Origin of the sequence: Actinoplanes philippinensis (assembly GCF_900113015.1) — a bacterium.
Classification (GTDB): Bacteria; Actinomycetota; Actinomycetes; order Mycobacteriales; family Micromonosporaceae; genus Actinoplanes; species Actinoplanes philippinensis.
On record NZ_FONV01000002.1, the window covers coordinates 392,147 to 408,922 of the forward strand.

A 16,776-nucleotide genomic window follows, 5' to 3' on the forward strand; every position below is an offset into this window, starting at 1 on the left:
AGATGGCGGGTCGCTCGCAGCGGTCACGGCACCGTACGGCCGCCGCGAGCGACGCGCACATCTCACCGGCCCCGGCCGGTCAGAAGCTGGTCAGCGTGTCTGCTCCAACCAGCTGGCGTAGAGCTTGGCGTAGATCGATCCCGTCTCGGTGACGAGCCGGGCGTGCGGGCCGCGTTGCACGACGCGGCCCGCATCCACCACGATCACCTCGTCCGCGGACTCCGCCGTGGACAGCCGGTGCGCGATCGCCACCGTGGTCCGGCCGCGGGTCACCAGGTCCAGCGCGTACTGCAGACGCACCTCGGTGGCCGGGTCGACAGCGCTCGTCGCCTCGTCGAGGACGAGCAGATCCGGGTCGGCGACGTACGCGCGTACCAGAGCCACCAACTGCCGCTCGCCCACGCTGAGCGACTCGCCCCGCTCGCCCACCGCCGTCTCCAGCCCGGCCGGCAGGCCGGCGAGCCAGTCGCCGAGCCCCAGTTCGGTGAAGGCGTCCCGCAGCTGCTCGTCGGTGAGCGACGGCTCGGCGAAGCGGATGTTCTCGGCGACCGTCGCGTCGAAGAGGAACCCGTCCTGCGGCACCATCACCACGCGCGACCGCAGCGACGAGAAGCGCACCGTGGTGAGCGGCGTCCCGGACAGCAGGACCGTGCCCTCGGCCGGGTCCATCAGGCGCGTGAGCAGCTTCGCGAACGTGGTCTTGCCGCTGCCGGTCTCCCCCACCACCGCGTACTTGCGGCGCGCGTCGAGCGTGAGATCAACATCGGAGAGCACGATCGGGCCACCCGGATAGCGGAACGACACGTCGTCGAAGCGCACCGACAGCGGGCCGGGCGGCAGCTCCACGCCCTCGTCATCGGGGTCGGCCACGTCCGGGTCGACGTCCAGCACGTCCAGGATGCGCCGCCAGCCGGCCACCGCGTTCTGCGCCTCGTTGAGCTGCTCGGTGGCGATCTGCACCGGCTGGATGAAGAGGGTCACCAGGAACAGGAACGCGGTGAGCCGCCCGACCGTGAGGTCACCGTCCACACCGAGCAGGACACCGACCACCACCACCCCGGAGAGGGCCAGGCCGGCGCTGAGCTCACCGCTGGAGAAGCTCATCACGCTGGTACGCATGGCCCGCTGCTGGGCCACCCTCAGGTCGTCGACGGCCGCATCCAGACGACGGGAGGTCCGCCCGGACACCCCGAACGCGCGGATCACCGTGGCGCCCACCACCGACTCGGCCACGGTGCCGAGCATCACACCGCTGCGCTCACGAACCGCGCGATAGGCGCCCGCCAGCCGCTTCTGGAAGAACCGGATCACCCCGATCGCCGGGCCGAAGGAGAGCAGCACCACGATCGTGAGCTGCCACGAGTAGGCGAACATCACCACCGTGGAGACGATCAGCTGACCGCCGGCGAGCAGCAGCTGGATGCCGCCGGTCTGCAGGAACTGGGAGATCTGGTCCACGTCGCCGGTCACCCGGGACACCATCGACCCGCGCCGCTCGGACTGCTGGTGCAGCATCGACAGGTCGTGGATGTGCCGGAAGGTCCGCGACCGCAGGCCGCCCAGCGCTGTCTCGCTCACCGTGAACAGCCGCCGGGTCATCAGATACCCGCAGAGCGTGGAGATCGTCAGGGCGGCCAGGGTCAGCGCCACCACCACGAGCACCACGCCCGGGTCCGGGCCGGCCGGGCCGTTGATGCCGTGGTCGATGCCCTGCTGCACGGCGATCGGCACGGCCACCCGGCCGGACATCTGCAGGATCGCCAGGCCGATCGTCCCGGCCAGCCCGGTCCGCAGCTCCGGCGACAGCGACAGCCCCCGCCGGATGGTCACCAGCGTGCCCGCGTCGACTTCGCTCACTTGTCTTCCTTCTCGTACGCGGTGACCAGCTCCCGGTAACCCGGCTGGGACTCCATCAGCTCGGCGTGCGTGCCGGTCGCCACCACCCGCCCCTGGTGCAGGTAGACGACCTGGTCGGCGAGCGCGATGCTGGCCCGCCGGTACGCCACCACCAGCAGCGACGTGCCCGACTCGCGCAGCGCGCCGAGGATCGCCGCCTCCACCCGGGGGTCCACCGCGCTGGTCGCGTCGTCCAGCACCAGCAGCCGTGGCCGGCCGGCCAGCGCCCGGGCGAGGGTGAGCCGCTGCCGCTGCCCGCCGGACAGCGACGTGCCCCGCTCGCCGACCGCGGTGTCCAGCCCGTCCGGCAGCGCCGACACGAAGGTGTCCGCCTGGGCCAGGCGCAGCGCGGCGCGTACCGCGTCGTCGTCGATCCCCGGCCGGTCCAGCGCGACGTTGCCGCGCACCGTGTCGTCGAAGACGAACGGGATCTGCGGGACCAGGCCGGTCGCCTCGGCCAGCGCGGGCGCCGACAGGTCCGGCAGTTTCACCCCGTCGAGGGACACCGCGCCGGACTCCGGGTCGACCAGCCGCATGGCCAGCGCGGCGATCGTCGACTTGCCCGCGCCGGTCGCGCCGACCAGTGCCACCGTGGTGCCGGCCGGAACGCTGAAGGTCACGTCGGAGAGCACCGGCGGGCCGTCGGCATACCGGTAGTCGACCCGGTCGAACCGCAGCTCGGCCGGGCCGGCGCCGGGCAGGGCGCCCTCGCCGTACGTCAGATCGCCCTCGGCCGCGAGCACCGCCTGCACCCGCTCCCAGCCGGCGACGCTGCGCGGCAGCTCGCCGACCACCCAGCCGATCGCCCGCACCGGGAACGCCAGCACGGTGAACAGGAACGCGACACTGATCACCTCGGTCACGGTGATCGCGCCGGACTGCAGCCGCCAGGTGCCGATCAGCAGCACCGCCAGGGTGCCGACGCTCGGCAGGCTCTCCATCAGCGGGTCGAAGACGCCGCGCAGCCGGCCCACCGCGATCAGCGCGTCCCGCAGCTCGGTGACGAACACCCCGAACCGGCGCGACTCGTCGGCCTCCCGGCCCATCGTCTTGACCACCAGCGCGCCGTCGAAGCTCTCGTGCGCCACCGCGGCGACCTTGGCCCGCATCCGCTGGGCGTGGATCTGCCGCGGGGCCATCCGCCGGGAGTAGAAGTAGTTGAGCGCGAACAGCGCCGGGAACAGCGCCACCCCGACCAGGGCCAGCACCCAGTCGGTGAGGAAGAGCGCGGCCAGCGCCCCGGCGATCATCACGATCGTGCCGACCGCGAACGGCAGCGGCGCGATCGGCGCGAACGCCGCCTCCACATCCGAGCTGGCGTTGGAGAGCAGTGAGCCGGTGGCGTGCCGCTGATGCCACTCCGGCGGCAGCGACAGGTAGCGCCGGGTCACCGCACGCCGATACCGCGCCTGCAGCCGGAACTGCATGAACCCGGCCCCCAGCCGGCGCGCCCAGATGCTCGCCACCCGCAGCACGCTCACGCCGAGCAGGACCGCCACGGTCAGCGCGAGGCCGCCGGTGCTCACCCGCCGCTGCGCGAAGGCCGGGACCACGACCCGGCCGATCACCGCGCCGACGATGTACGAGTTCGCAATGATCAGAAAGCCGAAGAAACTGCTGCCGATCGCGCTGATCGTGAAGAGACGTGGCTCCGTCCGGATCGCCCGGCCCAGCACTCGCAGTCCCCGCACCAGCACGTCATCGCCGGTCCCGCTGGTCACATTCCTACCTGACTGGTAAGCATTCGTCGGCACGTCCGACCTTACCGGTCCATCCTTGCCCACTGCGCACCCGTTTACATTGTGGCCACGATTACACCGCGGCCTACGATCGATCCATGACCAACTACGCCCGCAGTGAGCGGGAGCAGCTCGCCGACCTGCTGGCCGGCACCGGGCCGGACGCTCCGACGCTCTGCGAGGGGTGGACGACCCGGGATCTGGCCGCGCACCTCGTGGTCCGGGACCGGCGGCCCGACTCGGCTCTCGGCCTCCTGATCAAGCCGCTCGCCGGGCGTGGGGAGCGGATCCGGCTGGCCCGGGCGGCGCTGCCGTACCAGGAGTTGATCGGCCAGGTGCGCAACCCGCCGGTCTGGAGCCCGATCAGCAATCCGCTCGTCGAGCCGCTGACGAACACGATGGAGATGTTCATCCATCACGAGGACGTGCGCCGCGGCGACGGTCAGTGGGAGCCGCGCACGCTGGACCGCGGCCTGGAGACCACCCTGTACCGCAATCTCAAGCTGATCGTCCGGGGTTCGCTGGCCCGGCTGCGGATCAGCGCCGAGGTCGAGGCGACCGGGTTCCCGCCGATCCGGGTCGGCGACGATCCGGTGGCCCGGATCACCGGCGACGCGGGTGAGCTGGCGGTCTTCTTCTTCGGCCGGCAGCGGGCCGCACGGGTCGCCATCGACGGCGCTCCGGAGATCGCCGAGCGTCTGCGCACCGCACGCCTCGGCGTCTGATTGGACCGTCCGGACAGCCCGGAATTGGCTCGATCTCCACGCCAATGCGCCCGTAGGTTCGTGCCATGACCGCTCGTACCGACCTGTCCGTCACCCAGGGCGCCGCGCTCTCCGTCGGCGCCGTCCTGGGCACCGGGCTGATCTCCCTGCCCGCGCTCGCCGCCGACGCGGCCGGGCCGGCGTCCCTGGTGGCCTGGCTCGCCCTGATCGCGCTCTCCGCCCCGCTGGCCTGGACGTTCGCGGCCCTGGGCGCCCGCTATCCGGACGCCGGCGGGGTCTCCACCTATGCGGGCATGGCGTTCGGCCCGCGGGTGGCGGCGGCGGTCGGGTGGACCTTCTACTTCGCGGTCCCGCTCGGCTCACCGGTGGCGGTGGCGTTCACCGGCGGGTACGTCTCCGACGTCCTCGGTGGCGGCCGGGGCACCGAGTTCGCCACGTTCCTGGTGATCGTCGGTACGGCGTACGTCATGAACTGGTTCGGTCTGCGCATCTCCGGCCGGGTCCAGGTGGTCCTCTCGCTCTCGCTGGCGACCATGCTGGTGGTGACCGTGCTGGCCGCGCTGCCGCACCTGAACCTCGATCACCTCACCCCGTTCGCCCCGCACGGCTGGTCCGGGATCGGCGCCGCCGCCGCCCTGCTGGTCTGGGGTTTCGCCGGCTGGGAGGCGCTGTCGTCGCTGTCCGGGGAGTATCGGAACCCGCGCCGTGACGTGCCCCGGGCCACGCTCGTCGCGGTCGCCGTCGTCGGTGTGCTCTACCTGGCCGTGGCTGCGGTCAGCGTGCTCGCGCTGGGCCCGGCGCTGGCCGGCAGCCGGGCGCCGCTGGCCGATCTGCTCGCCATCGGGCTGGGCGGCCCGGTGCGGGCGCTGACCGCGGTGATCGCCGTGGTGCTGACGCTCGGCGCGGTGAACGCCTACTTCGCCGGGTCGAGCCGGCTCGGGGTGGCGCTGGCGAAGGAGGGCGCGCTGCCGGCCCGGGTGTTCGGCGCGCAGCGGCGCTCGCTGACCTTCATCTTCGTGGCCGGGATCGGGTGTGTGCTGCTGCCGCTGGACCTGCACACCGCCGCCCTGCTGACGACCGGCTGCTTCACCCTGGTCTACGTGATCGGCACGGCGGCGGCGCTGCGGCTGCTGACCGGCGTGTGGCCGCGGATCGTCGCCGGGACCGCGTTCGTGGCGGTGCTCGGGCTGCTCTGGCTGAACGGGCTGCCCGCCCTGCTGAGCCTGGTCATCGCCGGCGGCTCGCTGGCCTATCAGGCGATCAGCCGGCCGAGCAGGTCCAGACCCTCGTCGATCAGCGCCGGCTCGGCCGCGCCGAACCCGACGACCAGCCCGGCCTGTCTCAGCTCGTCCGGCCCGCCGGAGTAGGCGGCCAGGTCCTCCAGGGCGAGCCCGCGCCGGCGGGCCGCCGCCAGGATCGCCGCGCTGTCCCGGCCCGGGGGCCGCAGCAGCGCGGTGACGTGCAGTCCCGCGGCGGTAGGGATGACGTCGAGCGCCGGGATCCGGGCCAGTCCCGCGGTGACCCGGGCGTGCCGGTCCTGGTACGCGCGACCGGCCCGCCGCACGTGCCGGGCGAACAGCCCCTCGTCGATGAACCGGGCCAGCGCCGCCTGCACAGCCGTCTGCCCGTGGGCGTCGCCGATCTGCCGCGCGGCCACGACGGCGGGCCGCAGACCGGGCGGCGCCAGCACGAACCCGGTCCGCATGGCGGGCATCATGCTCTTGGAGAAGGTGCCCACGTAGAGCACCCGGCCGCTCCGGTCGAGCGTGCAGAGCGGCTCCAGCGGGCGCGCCGAGAAGCGGAACTCGCTGTCGTAGTCGTCCTCGACGATCGCCACCGACCGCTTCCCGGCCCATTCCAGCAGCTCCCGGCGGCGGGCCAGGCTCATCACCCGGCCCAGCGGGAACTGGTGCGACGGGGTCACGTAGACCAGCCGGGCCCGGTCCGGCAGCGCCGACACGACCAGGCCCTCGTCGTCCACGGGCACGCCGGCCACGCGTACGCCCAGGGCGGTGAACAGCCGGCGGGCCGGCGGGTATCCGGGGTCCTCGACGGCGGCCACGTCACCGGGGCGCAGCAGCACCCGGGCGATCAGGTCGAGGGCGTGCTGCGCGCCGTTGGTGACCACGACGTCGCCGGCGGTGGCGTGCACCGACCGGGCGTACCCCAGATAGCGCGCGATCGCCTCGCGCAGCGCCGGATGGCCGGACGGCTCGGCGTAGGTTCCCGGCCCGTTGGCGCCCAGCCGCAGCTCGGCGGCGACCAGGCGGCGCCACGTGTCGAACGGGAACAGCCGGGCGTCCGGGATCCCGGTGCGGAAGTCGTACCGGGGCGGCGGCTCCTCGCCGCTGGTCGGCAGCGGGGTCAGCGACCAGCCGGGATGCGGTCGCAGCGGGCCGGCGGCGGCGCGCCGGGTCACCGCCGGCCGGGGCGCGCCGGCGGTGACGAACGTGCCGGCGCCGACCCGCGCGGTCAGGAACCCCTCGGCGGTCAGCCGCTCGTAGGCGCCGGCGACGCTGCCCCGGGAGACTCCCAGGTCGGCGGCGAGCACCCGGGTGGACGGCAGCCGGTGCCCGGCCGGGGCGCGCCCGTCCAGGATGGCGGCACGCAGCGCCCGGTAGACGGCGGCGGTCCGGCCACCGGGACGCCCGTCGAGACTCAGCTCCACCGGGTGTCGAGCTCGGCGCGGCCGATGAACGCTCCCGCGCCGACCGGGGCGGTGCACGCGTACGCCCCGGCGATCACCCCACGGCCGAGGCAGGCGTCGTCGTCCGCCCCGGCCGCCCAGGCGCTGAGGAACGCCGCGGCGAACGCGTCCCCGGCCCCGTTGGTGTCGACGACCGGCGCGCCCGGGTCGGCCGCGTCCCGGTGCGTCACCCCGTCCCGGGTGTGCAGGTCGGCGCCCGCGCCACCACGGGTGACGACCACCCGGGACGCCACACCCTCGGCGAGGATGCGTGCGGGCGCCCCGTCGGCGAGCTGGACGCCGCTGACGAAGACCAGGTCGGCGCCGAGGGCGAAGTCGAGGTGGTGCGGGTTGTCGCCGTCCCAGTCGTGCAGGTCGGTGGAGACGGTCACGCCGGCCGCCCGCAGCGCCGGGATCAGGTGCCGGGCCCAGTCCACGATCGTCACGTGGACGTGCCGGACCCCGGCGGGCAGCGGGCTGTAGTACTCCTCGGGGAGCCGGTACCCGGGGACGTCGCGCCCGTCGTACAGGGAGAGCCGCCGCCCGTCCGGGCTCATCAGGTTGACCGCCCGGCGGGTGCCGGCCGGGGCGGGCGCGGCACGCAGGCCGATCCCCCATCGGGCGAACGCCGCCCGCACCCGGCCACCCAGCTCGTCGTCACCGACCGTGTCGATCACCGAGACCCGCTCACCGAGCGCGTGCAGGCCGAGCGCCACGCAGGTGCCGGTGTGCGAGACGTGGTCCTCGATCGGGCCCCGGGGACGGGCCGAGTCGGCGCCGAGCACCGGGAGGCCCGCCACCGGCACCACCGTGTCGACACCCGTGCCGCCGACCACCAGAAAAGTCATGCCGGACAACCTAATGCCACCTGACTAGGATGGGGTTGATCCGGACTCTAGCCGTGTTGCCGCCCGCGCATTACTCTGCGGTAACACTTACGTTACGTACCCCCCGTGAATGGTTGAAGGCGGCGCTCGAATGGCTCTCGAGGTTCCCTACCGGTCCATCCCCGACATGCTCTTCCAGCGCGTGGCCAAGACACCGGACGCGAAGGCCCTGGCCGGGCCCAACGCGGACGACAGCGGGCCGGCGTGGCTGACCTGGCGGCAGGTCGGCGAGCGCACCCGGGCGATCGGCGCCGGCCTGCGTGAGCTGGGCGTCGGCCTGGAGGACCGGGTGGCGATCCTGTCCAACACCCGGCTCGAGTGGATCCTGGTCGACCTCGGCATCAACGTCGCCGGCGCGGCCGCCACCACCGTCTACCCGACCACCGAGCCGGAGGACACGTCGTTCATCGTGTCCGACTCCGGGTCGAAGATCCTGGTCGCGGAGAATGCGAAGCAGGCCCTGAAGATCTCCGGCGCGACGACCGCGGTGACGAAGGTGGTGCTGATCGACGGCCCCGCCGACGCCGGCGCCACGCCGCCGCAGATCACCCTGGCCGAGCTGGAGCAGCTCGGCGCCGAGGCCCTCACCCGTGAGCCGAGCCTGATCGACGACGTGGTGGCCCAGCTCGGGCCGGACAATGTGGCCACCCTCATCTACACCTCCGGCACCACCGGCCGGCCCAAGGGCGTCGAGCTGCTGCACCGCGGCTGGACGTGGGAGGGCGTCGCCCAGGAGGACCTCGGCCTCTTCTCGCCGACCGACCTGCACTACCTGTGGCTGCCGATGTCGCACGCGTTCGGCAAGACGCTGCTCTGCGGCATCCTGCACGTGGGCGTGCCGACCTACGTCGACGGCCGGGTCGACAAGCTGATCGACCTGCTCGCGGTGATCCGGCCGAGCCTGATGTGTGCCCCGCCGCGCATCTACGAGAAGGTCTACAACAAGACCGTCACCAGCGGCCTGGGCGGCACCGGCCTGAAGCCGAAGATCTTCAGCTGGGCGGTCGCGACCGGCAAGAAGCGGGTGGCTTTCCAGCAGGCGGGCAAGCCGGTCCCGGCGGGTCTCGCGTTCCAGTACTCGATCGCCGAGAAGCTGGTCTTCTCCAAGCTGCAGGCCAGGCTGGGCGGCAACATCAAGGTGCTGGTCAGCGGCTCGGCGGCGCTCAGCCGGGACATCTCCGAGTTCTTCGCCGCGGCGAACCTGCCGATCCTCGAGGGCTACGGCATGACCGAGGCCTGTGCCGCCAACTTCGTCAACCGCAACGGCAAGCTGCGGATCGGCACGGTCGGCCAGCCGCTCGGCGACCTCGAGGTCCGCATCGACACCGACGGCGAGGTGCTGATGCGCGGCGCCCCGGTGATGCGCGGCTACCACAACCTGCCGGAGGCCACCGCTGAGGCGTTCACCGAGGACGGCTTCCTGCGCACCGGCGACATCGGCGAACTCGACGCCGACGGGTATCTGAAGATCACCGACCGCAAGAAGGACCTGGTCAAGACCTCGGGCGGCAAGTTCATCGCCCCGTCGGCGATCGAGGGCTCGTTCAAGGCGGTCTGCCCGTACACCTCGCAGGCGGTCGTCATCGGCCAGAACCGCAACTTCGTCACCATGCTGATCGCCCTCGACGAGGACGCGATCACCACGTGGGCGTCCTCGGGCCCGCTGGCCGGCAAGAGCTACGCCGAGATCGTCGCCGCGCCGGAGACGCACGCGCTGGTCGAGGGCTACATCGCCGAACTCAACGCGAAACTGAACCGCTGGGAGACGATCAAGAAGTTCGCGATCCTCCCGCGCGACCTCAGCATCGAGGCCGGCGAGGTCACCCCGTCCATGAAGATCAAGCGCCGCAGCGTCGAAACCAACTTCGCCGCCCAGATCGACACCATGTATGCGGGCAGCCTCGCCCAGATCTGACACCCGATCCACTCCAGGCCGGCGGCCCTCTCACGGTCCGCCGGCCTTTTTCAACCCCGTTGTGGTACGCCGTGGGCCCTCCCCCGCCGAACCACACCTCCCCACCCACGCCGCGACGCAGGTGTTGCCTCCCGCACACACCGCGCCTCACGCGCCAGGCGGTCCCGCGCGCTTCCCGACGCCCGGCCCCATCAGCGCCGACGTGCGGTTTCGCCGCCCGCAGCGCACGAGATTGCGCTTGGCCGGCCGGAGACCTCACTCCCGGAGGTTCCCGGAGTTCGCGTCTTCCCGGCAGCACACCGTCGACCCAGCAGAGCTACGGCATTGCGGTCCCCGAAGGCTGGCCGGTCGCCCGTCCCGGGTCGCTGTCGCGAGGAGATCACCATCAGCGCTGCTGCGGCCTCGGCGGTACCGCAGGAATGCCACAGTGGCTTCCCGCAGCTCGAGCGGCACGCCAGCAACGCCAAAACGGCCCGGAAGCAGCCGCCACGTGCCGCTACACAACGAGTCGACACCCGGAAGCAGCCATACCGTGCCGCTGGATGGTCGGGCGACGCGCGAAGGCAGCCGTCACGCGCCGCCGGACGATCGGACGACGCGCGAACGCAGCCATCACGCGCCGCCGGACGATCGGACGACGCGCGAACGCAGCCATCACGCGCCGCCGGACGATCGGACGACGCGCGAACGCAGCCATCACGCGCCGCCGGACGATCGGACGACGCGCGAACGCAGCCATCACGCGCCGCCGGACGATCGGACGACGCGCGAACGCAGCCATCACGCGCCGCCGGACGATCGGACGACGCGCGAACGCAGCCATCACGCGCCGCCGGGCAATCGGACGACGCGCGAAGGCAGCCGTCACGCGCCGCCGGACGATCGGGCGACGCGGGTGCGGACCGTGCCGCCGGACGATCGTTTCTGCCTCTCCGGGTTCTCGGGCTCGACCGCGTGGCTCACCGGAAATCCACCAGCTCGCCGGCGGAGGACAGTGACGTCGACCGCGAAGAGTGGCTAAGTGATGACCACCGGGGTGCGCCACGTCGGGCGGGCGGCGTGGTCGAGGTCGTGGCGGACGGAGGCGATGCGGCGGACCGCCTCGGCCAGGTCGTCGGCGGGCAGGGTGAACGGCAGGCGGAGGAACCGTTCGAGGGTGCCGTCGAGGCCGAAGCGGGGGCCGGGCGCGAGCCGCACGCCGACGTCCTCGGCGGCGCGGGACAGGGCGCTGGAGATGGGCCCGTCCAGCTCGGCCCAGAGGGTGACCCCGCCGCGGGGCACGACGAAACGCCACTCGGGGAGCTGCTCCCGCAGCGTGGTGACCAGGGTGTCGCGGCGGAACCGCAGCTGGGCCCGGCGGGCGGCGACGATCTCGTCGGCGTTGCGGAGCAGGTGGACGGCGACGAGCTGTTCGAGGACGGGGCTGGCCATGTCGACGCCGACGCGGATGGCGGCGAGCCGTTGCACGAGCGGCGCGGAGGCGCGGACCCAGCCGATGCGGAGGCCGCCCCAGTACGCCTTGCTCATCCCGCCGATCGACGTGACCCGGGAGTGCCGGTCGAAGACGGCGACGGGTGGCGGCATGGCCGTGTCGTCGAGGGGCAGGTCCACGAAGGACTCGTCGACGATCAGGTCGGCGCCGGTGGAGTGGGCCGTGGCCACGAGACGTTCGCGCAGTTCGGTGGGCATGAGATGGCCGGTCGGGTTGTGGAACTCGGGTATCACGTACGTCATGCGGGGTTTGATCTGGCGCAGCGCGCCGAGGAGCATCTCGCCGTCCCACCCGTCCTCGATGTCGAGGCCGTGGGTGCTGATCCGGGCGCGGCGTGCGGCGAGCGCGGCGAGCGCGTTGGGGTAGGTCGGCGTCTCGACGAGGACCGGCGCGCCGACCGGGACGGAGAGTCGCAGCACCAGGTCGAGGGCCTGCTGGGTGCCGCTGGTGATGAGGATCTGCTCGGCGGAGGTGGGCACGCCGCGGGCGGTGTACGCGTCGGCGACGGCGGCGCGCAGCTCGGGCAGGCCGGTCGGGTGGTATCCGGCGCTGCCGAGGTATCGCGGCAGGTCGTCGGCGGCGGCGCGGGCGGCGGGGACGAGATCGACGGGTGCGGCGGAGGCGGCGCAGCCGAGGTCGATCATGTCGAGGTCGTCGTCGGGGGTCCACAGGCCGGACGAGGCGACCCGGTGCCCGTGGGGCAGGGTGGTCCAGCTGCCGGCGCCGCGGCGGCTGGCCAGGTGGCCGGTCTCGCGCAGGGCACGGTAGGCGGCGGACACGGTGGTACGGCTGATGGTGAGGGCTTCGGCGAGCTCGCGCTCGGCGGGGAGGCGGACGCCGAGGGCGAGCCGGCCGTCGGAGAGCAGGCCGCGGACGGCGCCGGCGAGGGCCGCATAGTCGGGGCTGCGCCGACGGCCGGGCAGGGCGTGCCACCGGCCGAGCAGGCGGGCCAATTGGTCTCCACGAACCGACGTCGTCATAGCCACCTCCGATGAATTGGCACTTTAGCATTGGCTGATTGGCATCAAGAGTGGCTGTCATGAACCTGTATCGTCGCGTCCCTCAGCTCTTCGCGGGGCTCGTCCTCTACGGCGTCAGCATGGCTCTGATGGTCGAATCCGGTCTCGGTCTCAACCCCTGGGACGTCTTCCACCAGGGGCTCTCCGAGGTGACGGGAGTCAGTTTCGGCTGGATCGTGCTGCTGGTCGGCGTACCCGTGCTGCTGCTCTGGATCCCGCTGCGACAGCGACCGGGCCTGGGAACGGTGGCCAATCTGCTCGTGGTGGGTTTCGCCGCGGACGCGGCGCTGGCGGTGCTGCCGGCCGGCACCGCCATGCCGGCGCGGGTGGGTTATCTGGTCGGCGGGATCCTGCTGAACGGGTTCGCCTCCGGTCTCTACATCGGCAGCCGGATGGGCCCCGGCCCGCGGGACGGGTTGATGACCGGTCTGGCCGCGCGGTTCCCGAGGGTGCCGCTGCGGGTGATCCGGACCGGCATCGAGCTGACCGTGCTCGGCGCCGGTTTCCTGCTCGGCGGCACGGTCGGCGTCGGCACGATCGCCTATGCGCTGGCCATCGGCCCTCTGGTGCAGCTGTTCCTCCCGCCGCTGACGGTGCCGGTGTCGGCCCGCAGTGATCTTCCGGACACATTCGCTTCCCGGTGACGCCACCGCACGGCATCATTGCGGCATGGGGGCCGGTGGCTGGAACTGGAACGACGCATGGATCTTCGTCTCCGCGGTCATCGCCGAGCGCCTGGAGCGCGACCGGGCACTGCACGCCGCGCTGCCGGTGACCGGCGCGACCCTGGCCGACGTGCTGGCGGCGGCCGACTTCCTGCACCACAGCGTGCCGGAGCGGGCCGAGCTCGAGGAGTCGGTGCGCCGGCTGGCCGGGGCCGGGCTGATCACCGTGGAGGACGATCTGATCCAGGTCGCCCCGGCGGGTGAGCAGCTCTGGCGGACCCGCCCGTTCAGTGGCCTGTCCTCGGCGGTGATGACCCTGCAGGCCCAGCTCAACCGGCTGGCCGTGCCGGGCGACGCCGAGTGGTCGCTGGACGAGCGGACCTACCACGCCGCCGTCCGTGAATACAGCTTGCGGCTGGCCGACGGCCGTTAGCGCACCGGGTTGCCGGCCTCGCGCAGGCTCTCCTTGACCTCGCCGATGGTGAGGTCACCGAAGTGGAAGACACTGGCCGCGAGCACCGCGTCCGCCCCGGCGTCGACGGCCGGCGCGAAGTGCTCGACCGCTCCCGCGCCGCCGCTGGCGATCACCGGGATGTCGACGACGGCCCGCACCGCCCGGATCAGGTCGAGATCGAAACCGGCCTTGGTCCCGTCGGCATCCATCGAGTTGAGCAGGATCTCCCCGGCGCCCAGCTCGGCGACGCGCGCCGCCCACTCGATCGCGTCGAGCCCGGCGCTGCGCCGGCCGCCGTGGGTGGTGACCTCCCAGCCACTCGGCTGCTCCGAGGACCGCCGCACGTCGAGCGACAGCACCAGGACCTGGTTGCCGAACCGCTCGGCGATCTCGCGGATCAGCTCGGGACGGGCGATCGCCGCCGTGTTGACGCCCACCTTGTCGGCGCCGGCGCGCAGCAGCACGTCCACATTTTCCGGGGAGCGGACGCCACCGCCGACGGTGAGCGGGATGAACACCGTCTCCGCGGTGCGGCGGACCACATCGAGCATGGTGCCGCGATCGTCGGAGGAGGCGGTCACGTCGAGGAAGGTGAGCTCGTCGGCCCCGGCCGCGTCGTAGGCGGCGGCCAGCTCGACCGGGTCGCCGGCGTCGCGCAGGTCGACGAAGTTGACGCCCTTGACCACCCGGCCGGCGTCCACGTCCAGGCAGGGGATCACACGCACCGCGACCGTCATGCCCCCACCCTAGCGAGTTCTTTCGTGACGACCGGCCGGGCCCTGACCAATCCCAGAAGCACGCCGCCGACCACCAGGACACCGCCGGCCACCTCGATCGGGTGCACCGGCTCGCCGAGGAACAGGGCGGCCGACGCGATGCCGAAGAACGGGACGAGCATCGAGAACGGCGCGACGGTCGCCGCGCCGTACCTCCGGAGAAGGAATCCCCAGGCGGCGAAGCCGGCGAGGGTGGAGATCAGCGCGATGTAGAGCAGGGACAGCACCGCCGGGGTGTCGATCGCGCGCAGCGCGGCCAGGTCGGCGGCCGGGCCGTCGACGATCAGGGTGAGCAGCACGAGCGGGCCGGTGGCCACGGCGCTGACCCAGACCATGAAGCGCAGCGTGTCCGGTGGGGACGCCTTGCGGGTGGCGACGTTGGACAGTCCCCAGGCCGCGGCGGCGCCGACGACCAGCAGGAAGGCGGGCAGCGGGGCGGTGGTACGGGCGGCCACGAGCACGACACCGGCGACCGCGACGGCCAGCCCGGCCACCTGCACCGGCCGTGGCCGCTCGCGCAGCAGCAGCACCGCGAAGAGCATCGTGAAGACCGCCTGACTCTGCAGGACGAGGGAGCTGAGGCCGGCCGGCATACCCGCCGCCATCCCGATGAAGAGCAGGCTGAACTTGGTGACGGCGAGGATCAGCGCGACCGCGATCACCCAGCGCCACGGCACCTGGGGGCGGCCGACGAGGAGCAGGGCGGGGAAGGCGGCGAGCGCGAACCGGAGAGCCGAGAAGAGCAGCGGCGGGAAGGCGTCCAGCCCGACGTGGATGACGACGAAGTTGAAACCCCAGACGGCCGCCACGGCGACCGCCAGAGCCAGGTCACGAGCTCTCATGCGGTCCAGCCTCGCCCGGCCGGACTGTTAAGCACCAGCAAAATAACCTACATCCAGGATGTAGCATCGCTACATGATTGACCTGGGCAGGCTCCGGGCGCTGCACGCGGTGGCGAGTTACGGCACGGTCCTGGCCGCCGGTCAGGCGCTGCGCTGCACACCCTCCGCCGTCTCGCAGCAGATCAGCAAGCTGGAGCGGGAGACCGGCTCCGCCCTCGTCGAGAAGGACGGGCGGCGGCTGCGGCTCACCGAGGCCGGGCAACTCCTCGCCGATCACGCGGAGCGGGTGCTCACCAGCCTCGACGAAGCGGAGGCGGCCCTCGCCGCACACCGCGACACGGTCACCGGACGGCTCACGATCTCCACCTTCGCGACCGCGTGCCGGGCCCTGCTGCCGCACGCGCTGCGCACCCTCACCACCGACCACCCCGGCCTGGGCATCAGTGTGATCGAGGTCAACCCGCACGAGGGTGTGGAGATGCTCCGCCGCGGCCACGTCGACCTGGCCGTCCTCGACGACTGGCCGGAGGTGGCGCTGCGATACCCCGACGGTGTCCGCAAGGTCACCCTCGGAGACGATCACGCCGACCTGATCGTGCCCAGTGATCATCGGCTGGCCGGGGAGGCGACACTGGAGGACGCCCGGCACGAGCGCTGGATCGGCGTCCGGGCCGGCGACGTCTGCTACGAGTACCTCATCCGCAGCCTCCCCGGCGTGATCCCGGACTTTCAGGTCGGCGAGTTCGAGACGCAACTGACCCTGATCGCGGCCGGCCTCGGCGTGGGGCTCATCCCCCGGCTGGCGCGCGCGGCGCTGCCACCCGGCACGCGAGCCGTCCGGATAACTCCGGCGCCCACCCGCCGGGTGGTGCTCGCCTGGCGTGACTCGGCGGCGGCCCGGCCCGCGATCCGGGCCGCCGAACAGGCCCTACGTGAGGCGTGGAGGATCAACCAAGAACGGCAAGCGCTTCTCGTACGGTGAAGGCGCCCGCATAGAGCGCCTTGCCCGCGATGACCCCCTCCACCCCGACCGGCTCCAGCGTCGCCAGGGCACGCAGGTCGTCGAGGGTGGAGACGCCGCCGCTCGCGATGATCGGCTTGTCGGTGGCCGCGCACACCTCGCGCAGCAGGTCCAGGTTCGGCCCGCGCATGGTGCCGTCCTTGGTGATGTCGGTGACGACGTAACGGGACGCGCCCGCCTTGTCGAGCCGGGCCAGCACCTCGTACAGGTCGCCGCCGTCACGGGTCCAGCCGCGCGCCGACAGGGTCCGGCCACGCACGTCGAGACCGATCGCGACGCGGTCGCCGTACTCCCCGCAGATCCGGTCGCACCACTCCGGGTCCTCCAGCGCGGCGGTGCCGATGTTGACCCGCTGGGCGCCGGTGGCCAGCGCCCGGGTCAGCGACTCGTCGTCGCGGATGCCGCCGGACAGCTCGACCTTCACATCGAGGCGGCGCACCACCTCGGCGAGCAGATCGGCGTTGGAACCCTTGCCGAACGCGGCGTCCAGGTCGACCAGGTGGATCCACTCGGCGCCGTCGTTCTGCCAGGCCAGCGCCGCCTCGAGCGGGTCGCCGTAGGCGGTTTCCGAACCGGCGGCGCCCTGCACCAGGCGGACGGCCTGGCCGTCGGCGACGTCGACGGCGGGCAGCAGTTGGAGGGTCACGCGTTTCTCCCTA

The 16,776-nt window shown here is 72.5% G+C and carries 15 protein-coding genes; 7 read left to right on the forward strand and 8 right to left on the reverse strand.

The annotated features are described in order from the left end of the window. Positions 1 to 90: 90 nt before the first annotated feature. Entirely contained in the window at positions 91 to 1,857 is a 1,767-nt protein-coding gene (locus BM290_RS05290; protein WP_093610557.1) for an ABC transporter ATP-binding protein, read from the reverse strand. Continuing rightward, positions 1,854 to 3,617 (reverse strand): ABC transporter ATP-binding protein, encoded by a 1,764-nt coding sequence (locus BM290_RS05295; protein WP_373871030.1) that lies wholly within the window; start codon positions 3,615 to 3,617, stop codon positions 1,854 to 1,856. The genes BM290_RS05290 and BM290_RS05295 overlap by 4 nt, the downstream gene beginning before the upstream one ends. 116 nt (positions 3,618 to 3,733) lie before the next feature. Between BM290_RS05295 and BM290_RS05300 the strand changes: the two genes are divergently transcribed. Both BM290_RS05300 and BM290_RS05305 read left to right on the forward strand, forming a co-directional pair. Next, positions 3,734 to 4,360, forward strand: coding sequence for a TIGR03085 family metal-binding protein (locus tag BM290_RS05300; RefSeq protein ID WP_093610559.1), 627 nt, complete (start codon positions 3,734 to 3,736; stop codon positions 4,358 to 4,360). Between the two features lie 65 nt (positions 4,361 to 4,425). Beyond that, complete coding sequence (locus tag BM290_RS05305) at positions 4,426 to 5,727, forward strand: APC family permease (RefSeq protein WP_093610561.1); 1,302 nt, start codon at positions 4,426 to 4,428, stop codon at positions 5,725 to 5,727. On the opposite strand, the gene pdxR is transcribed toward BM290_RS05305, so the two are convergent. Both pdxR and BM290_RS05315 read right to left on the reverse strand, forming a co-directional pair. Next, the gene (gene pdxR, locus BM290_RS05310; RefSeq protein WP_143133625.1) at positions 5,613 to 7,028 is read right to left on the reverse strand and encodes a MocR-like pyridoxine biosynthesis transcription factor PdxR; all 1,416 of its coding nucleotides are present in this window, start codon (positions 7,026 to 7,028) and stop codon (positions 5,613 to 5,615) included. The genes BM290_RS05305 and pdxR overlap by 115 nt on opposite strands. Next, positions 7,019 to 7,894, reverse strand: coding sequence for a carbohydrate kinase family protein (locus tag BM290_RS05315; protein ID WP_093610563.1), 876 nt, complete (start codon positions 7,892 to 7,894; stop codon positions 7,019 to 7,021). The genes pdxR and BM290_RS05315 overlap by 10 nt, the downstream gene beginning before the upstream one ends. A gap of 130 nt (positions 7,895 to 8,024) precedes the next feature. On the opposite strand from BM290_RS05315, the gene BM290_RS05320 reads away from it, so the two are divergent. Further along, the gene (locus BM290_RS05320; protein WP_093610565.1) at positions 8,025 to 9,848 is read left to right on the forward strand and encodes an AMP-dependent synthetase/ligase; all 1,824 of its coding nucleotides are present in this window, start codon (positions 8,025 to 8,027) and stop codon (positions 9,846 to 9,848) included. 532 nt (positions 9,849 to 10,380) lie between these two features. Next, on the forward strand, positions 10,381 to 10,869 hold the full coding sequence (locus tag BM290_RS47090) for a hypothetical protein (RefSeq protein ID WP_143133626.1): 489 nt from the start codon (positions 10,381 to 10,383) through the stop codon (positions 10,867 to 10,869). On the opposite strand, the gene yczR is transcribed toward BM290_RS47090, so the two are convergent. Continuing rightward, a complete protein-coding gene (gene yczR, locus BM290_RS05325) occupies positions 10,866 to 12,320 on the reverse strand; it encodes a MocR-like transcription factor YczR (RefSeq protein ID WP_093610567.1) in 1,455 nt (484 codons plus the stop codon). The two genes, BM290_RS47090 and yczR, sit on opposite strands and share 4 nt — an antisense overlap. A gap of 59 nt (positions 12,321 to 12,379) precedes the next feature. Between yczR and yczE the strand changes: the two genes are divergently transcribed. Both yczE and BM290_RS05335 read left to right on the forward strand, forming a co-directional pair. Beyond that, positions 12,380 to 13,003 (forward strand): membrane protein YczE, encoded by a 624-nt coding sequence (gene yczE / locus BM290_RS05330; protein WP_093610569.1) that lies wholly within the window; start codon positions 12,380 to 12,382, stop codon positions 13,001 to 13,003. A gap of 25 nt (positions 13,004 to 13,028) precedes the next feature. Further along, positions 13,029 to 13,457 carry a hypothetical protein gene (locus BM290_RS05335; RefSeq protein ID WP_093610571.1) on the forward strand — a complete coding sequence of 143 codons (429 nt, stop codon included), beginning with the start codon at positions 13,029 to 13,031 and terminating at the stop codon, positions 13,455 to 13,457. On the opposite strand, the gene hisF is transcribed toward BM290_RS05335, so the two are convergent. Together hisF and BM290_RS05345 are read right to left on the reverse strand one after the other, a co-directional pair. After that, entirely contained in the window at positions 13,454 to 14,215 is a 762-nt protein-coding gene (gene hisF / locus BM290_RS05340) for an imidazole glycerol phosphate synthase subunit HisF (RefSeq protein ID WP_093610573.1), read from the reverse strand. The genes BM290_RS05335 and hisF overlap by 4 nt on opposite strands. Beyond that, entirely contained in the window at positions 14,212 to 15,096 is an 885-nt protein-coding gene (locus tag BM290_RS05345; RefSeq protein ID WP_093610575.1) for an EamA family transporter, read from the reverse strand. Before BM290_RS05345 ends, hisF begins: the two co-directional genes overlap by 4 nt. A 73-nt stretch (positions 15,097 to 15,169) precedes the next feature. On the opposite strand from BM290_RS05345, the gene BM290_RS05350 reads away from it, so the two are divergent. Then, positions 15,170 to 16,078 carry a LysR family transcriptional regulator gene (locus tag BM290_RS05350; RefSeq protein WP_143133627.1) on the forward strand — a complete coding sequence of 303 codons (909 nt, stop codon included), beginning with the start codon at positions 15,170 to 15,172 and terminating at the stop codon, positions 16,076 to 16,078. Here BM290_RS05350 and priA read toward each other — a convergent pair. Continuing rightward, complete coding sequence (gene priA, locus BM290_RS05355; RefSeq protein WP_093610577.1) at positions 16,044 to 16,763, reverse strand: bifunctional 1-(5-phosphoribosyl)-5-((5-phosphoribosylamino)methylideneamino)imidazole-4-carboxamide isomerase/phosphoribosylanthranilate isomerase PriA; 720 nt, start codon at positions 16,761 to 16,763, stop codon at positions 16,044 to 16,046. The two genes, BM290_RS05350 and priA, sit on opposite strands and share 35 nt — an antisense overlap. Positions 16,764 to 16,776: the final 13 nt, after the last annotated feature.

Bases quoted from the DNA above. Each gene is read 5' to 3' on its own strand.
- BM290_RS05300 (WP_093610559.1), top strand. From the start codon at position 3,734: ATGACCAACTACGCCCGCAGTGAGCGGGAGCAGCTCGCCGACCTGCTG.
- BM290_RS05305 (WP_093610561.1), top strand. From the start codon at position 4,426: ATGACCGCTCGTACCGACCTGTCCGTCACCCAGGGCGCCGCGCTCTCC.
- BM290_RS05315 (WP_093610563.1), bottom strand. From the start codon at position 7,894: ATGACTTTTCTGGTGGTCGGCGGCACGGGTGTCGACACGGTGGTGCCG.
- BM290_RS05320 (WP_093610565.1), top strand. From the start codon at position 8,025: ATGGCTCTCGAGGTTCCCTACCGGTCCATCCCCGACATGCTCTTCCAG.
- yczR (WP_093610567.1), bottom strand. From the start codon at position 12,320: ATGACGACGTCGGTTCGTGGAGACCAATTGGCCCGCCTGCTCGGCCGG.
- yczE (WP_093610569.1), top strand. From the start codon at position 12,380: ATGAACCTGTATCGTCGCGTCCCTCAGCTCTTCGCGGGGCTCGTCCTC.
- BM290_RS05335 (WP_093610571.1), top strand. From the start codon at position 13,029: ATGGGGGCCGGTGGCTGGAACTGGAACGACGCATGGATCTTCGTCTCC.
- hisF (WP_093610573.1), bottom strand. From the start codon at position 14,215: ATGACGGTCGCGGTGCGTGTGATCCCCTGCCTGGACGTGGACGCCGGC.
- BM290_RS05345 (WP_093610575.1), bottom strand. From the start codon at position 15,096: ATGAGAGCTCGTGACCTGGCTCTGGCGGTCGCCGTGGCGGCCGTCTGG.
- BM290_RS05350 (WP_143133627.1), top strand. From the start codon at position 15,170: ATGATTGACCTGGGCAGGCTCCGGGCGCTGCACGCGGTGGCGAGTTAC.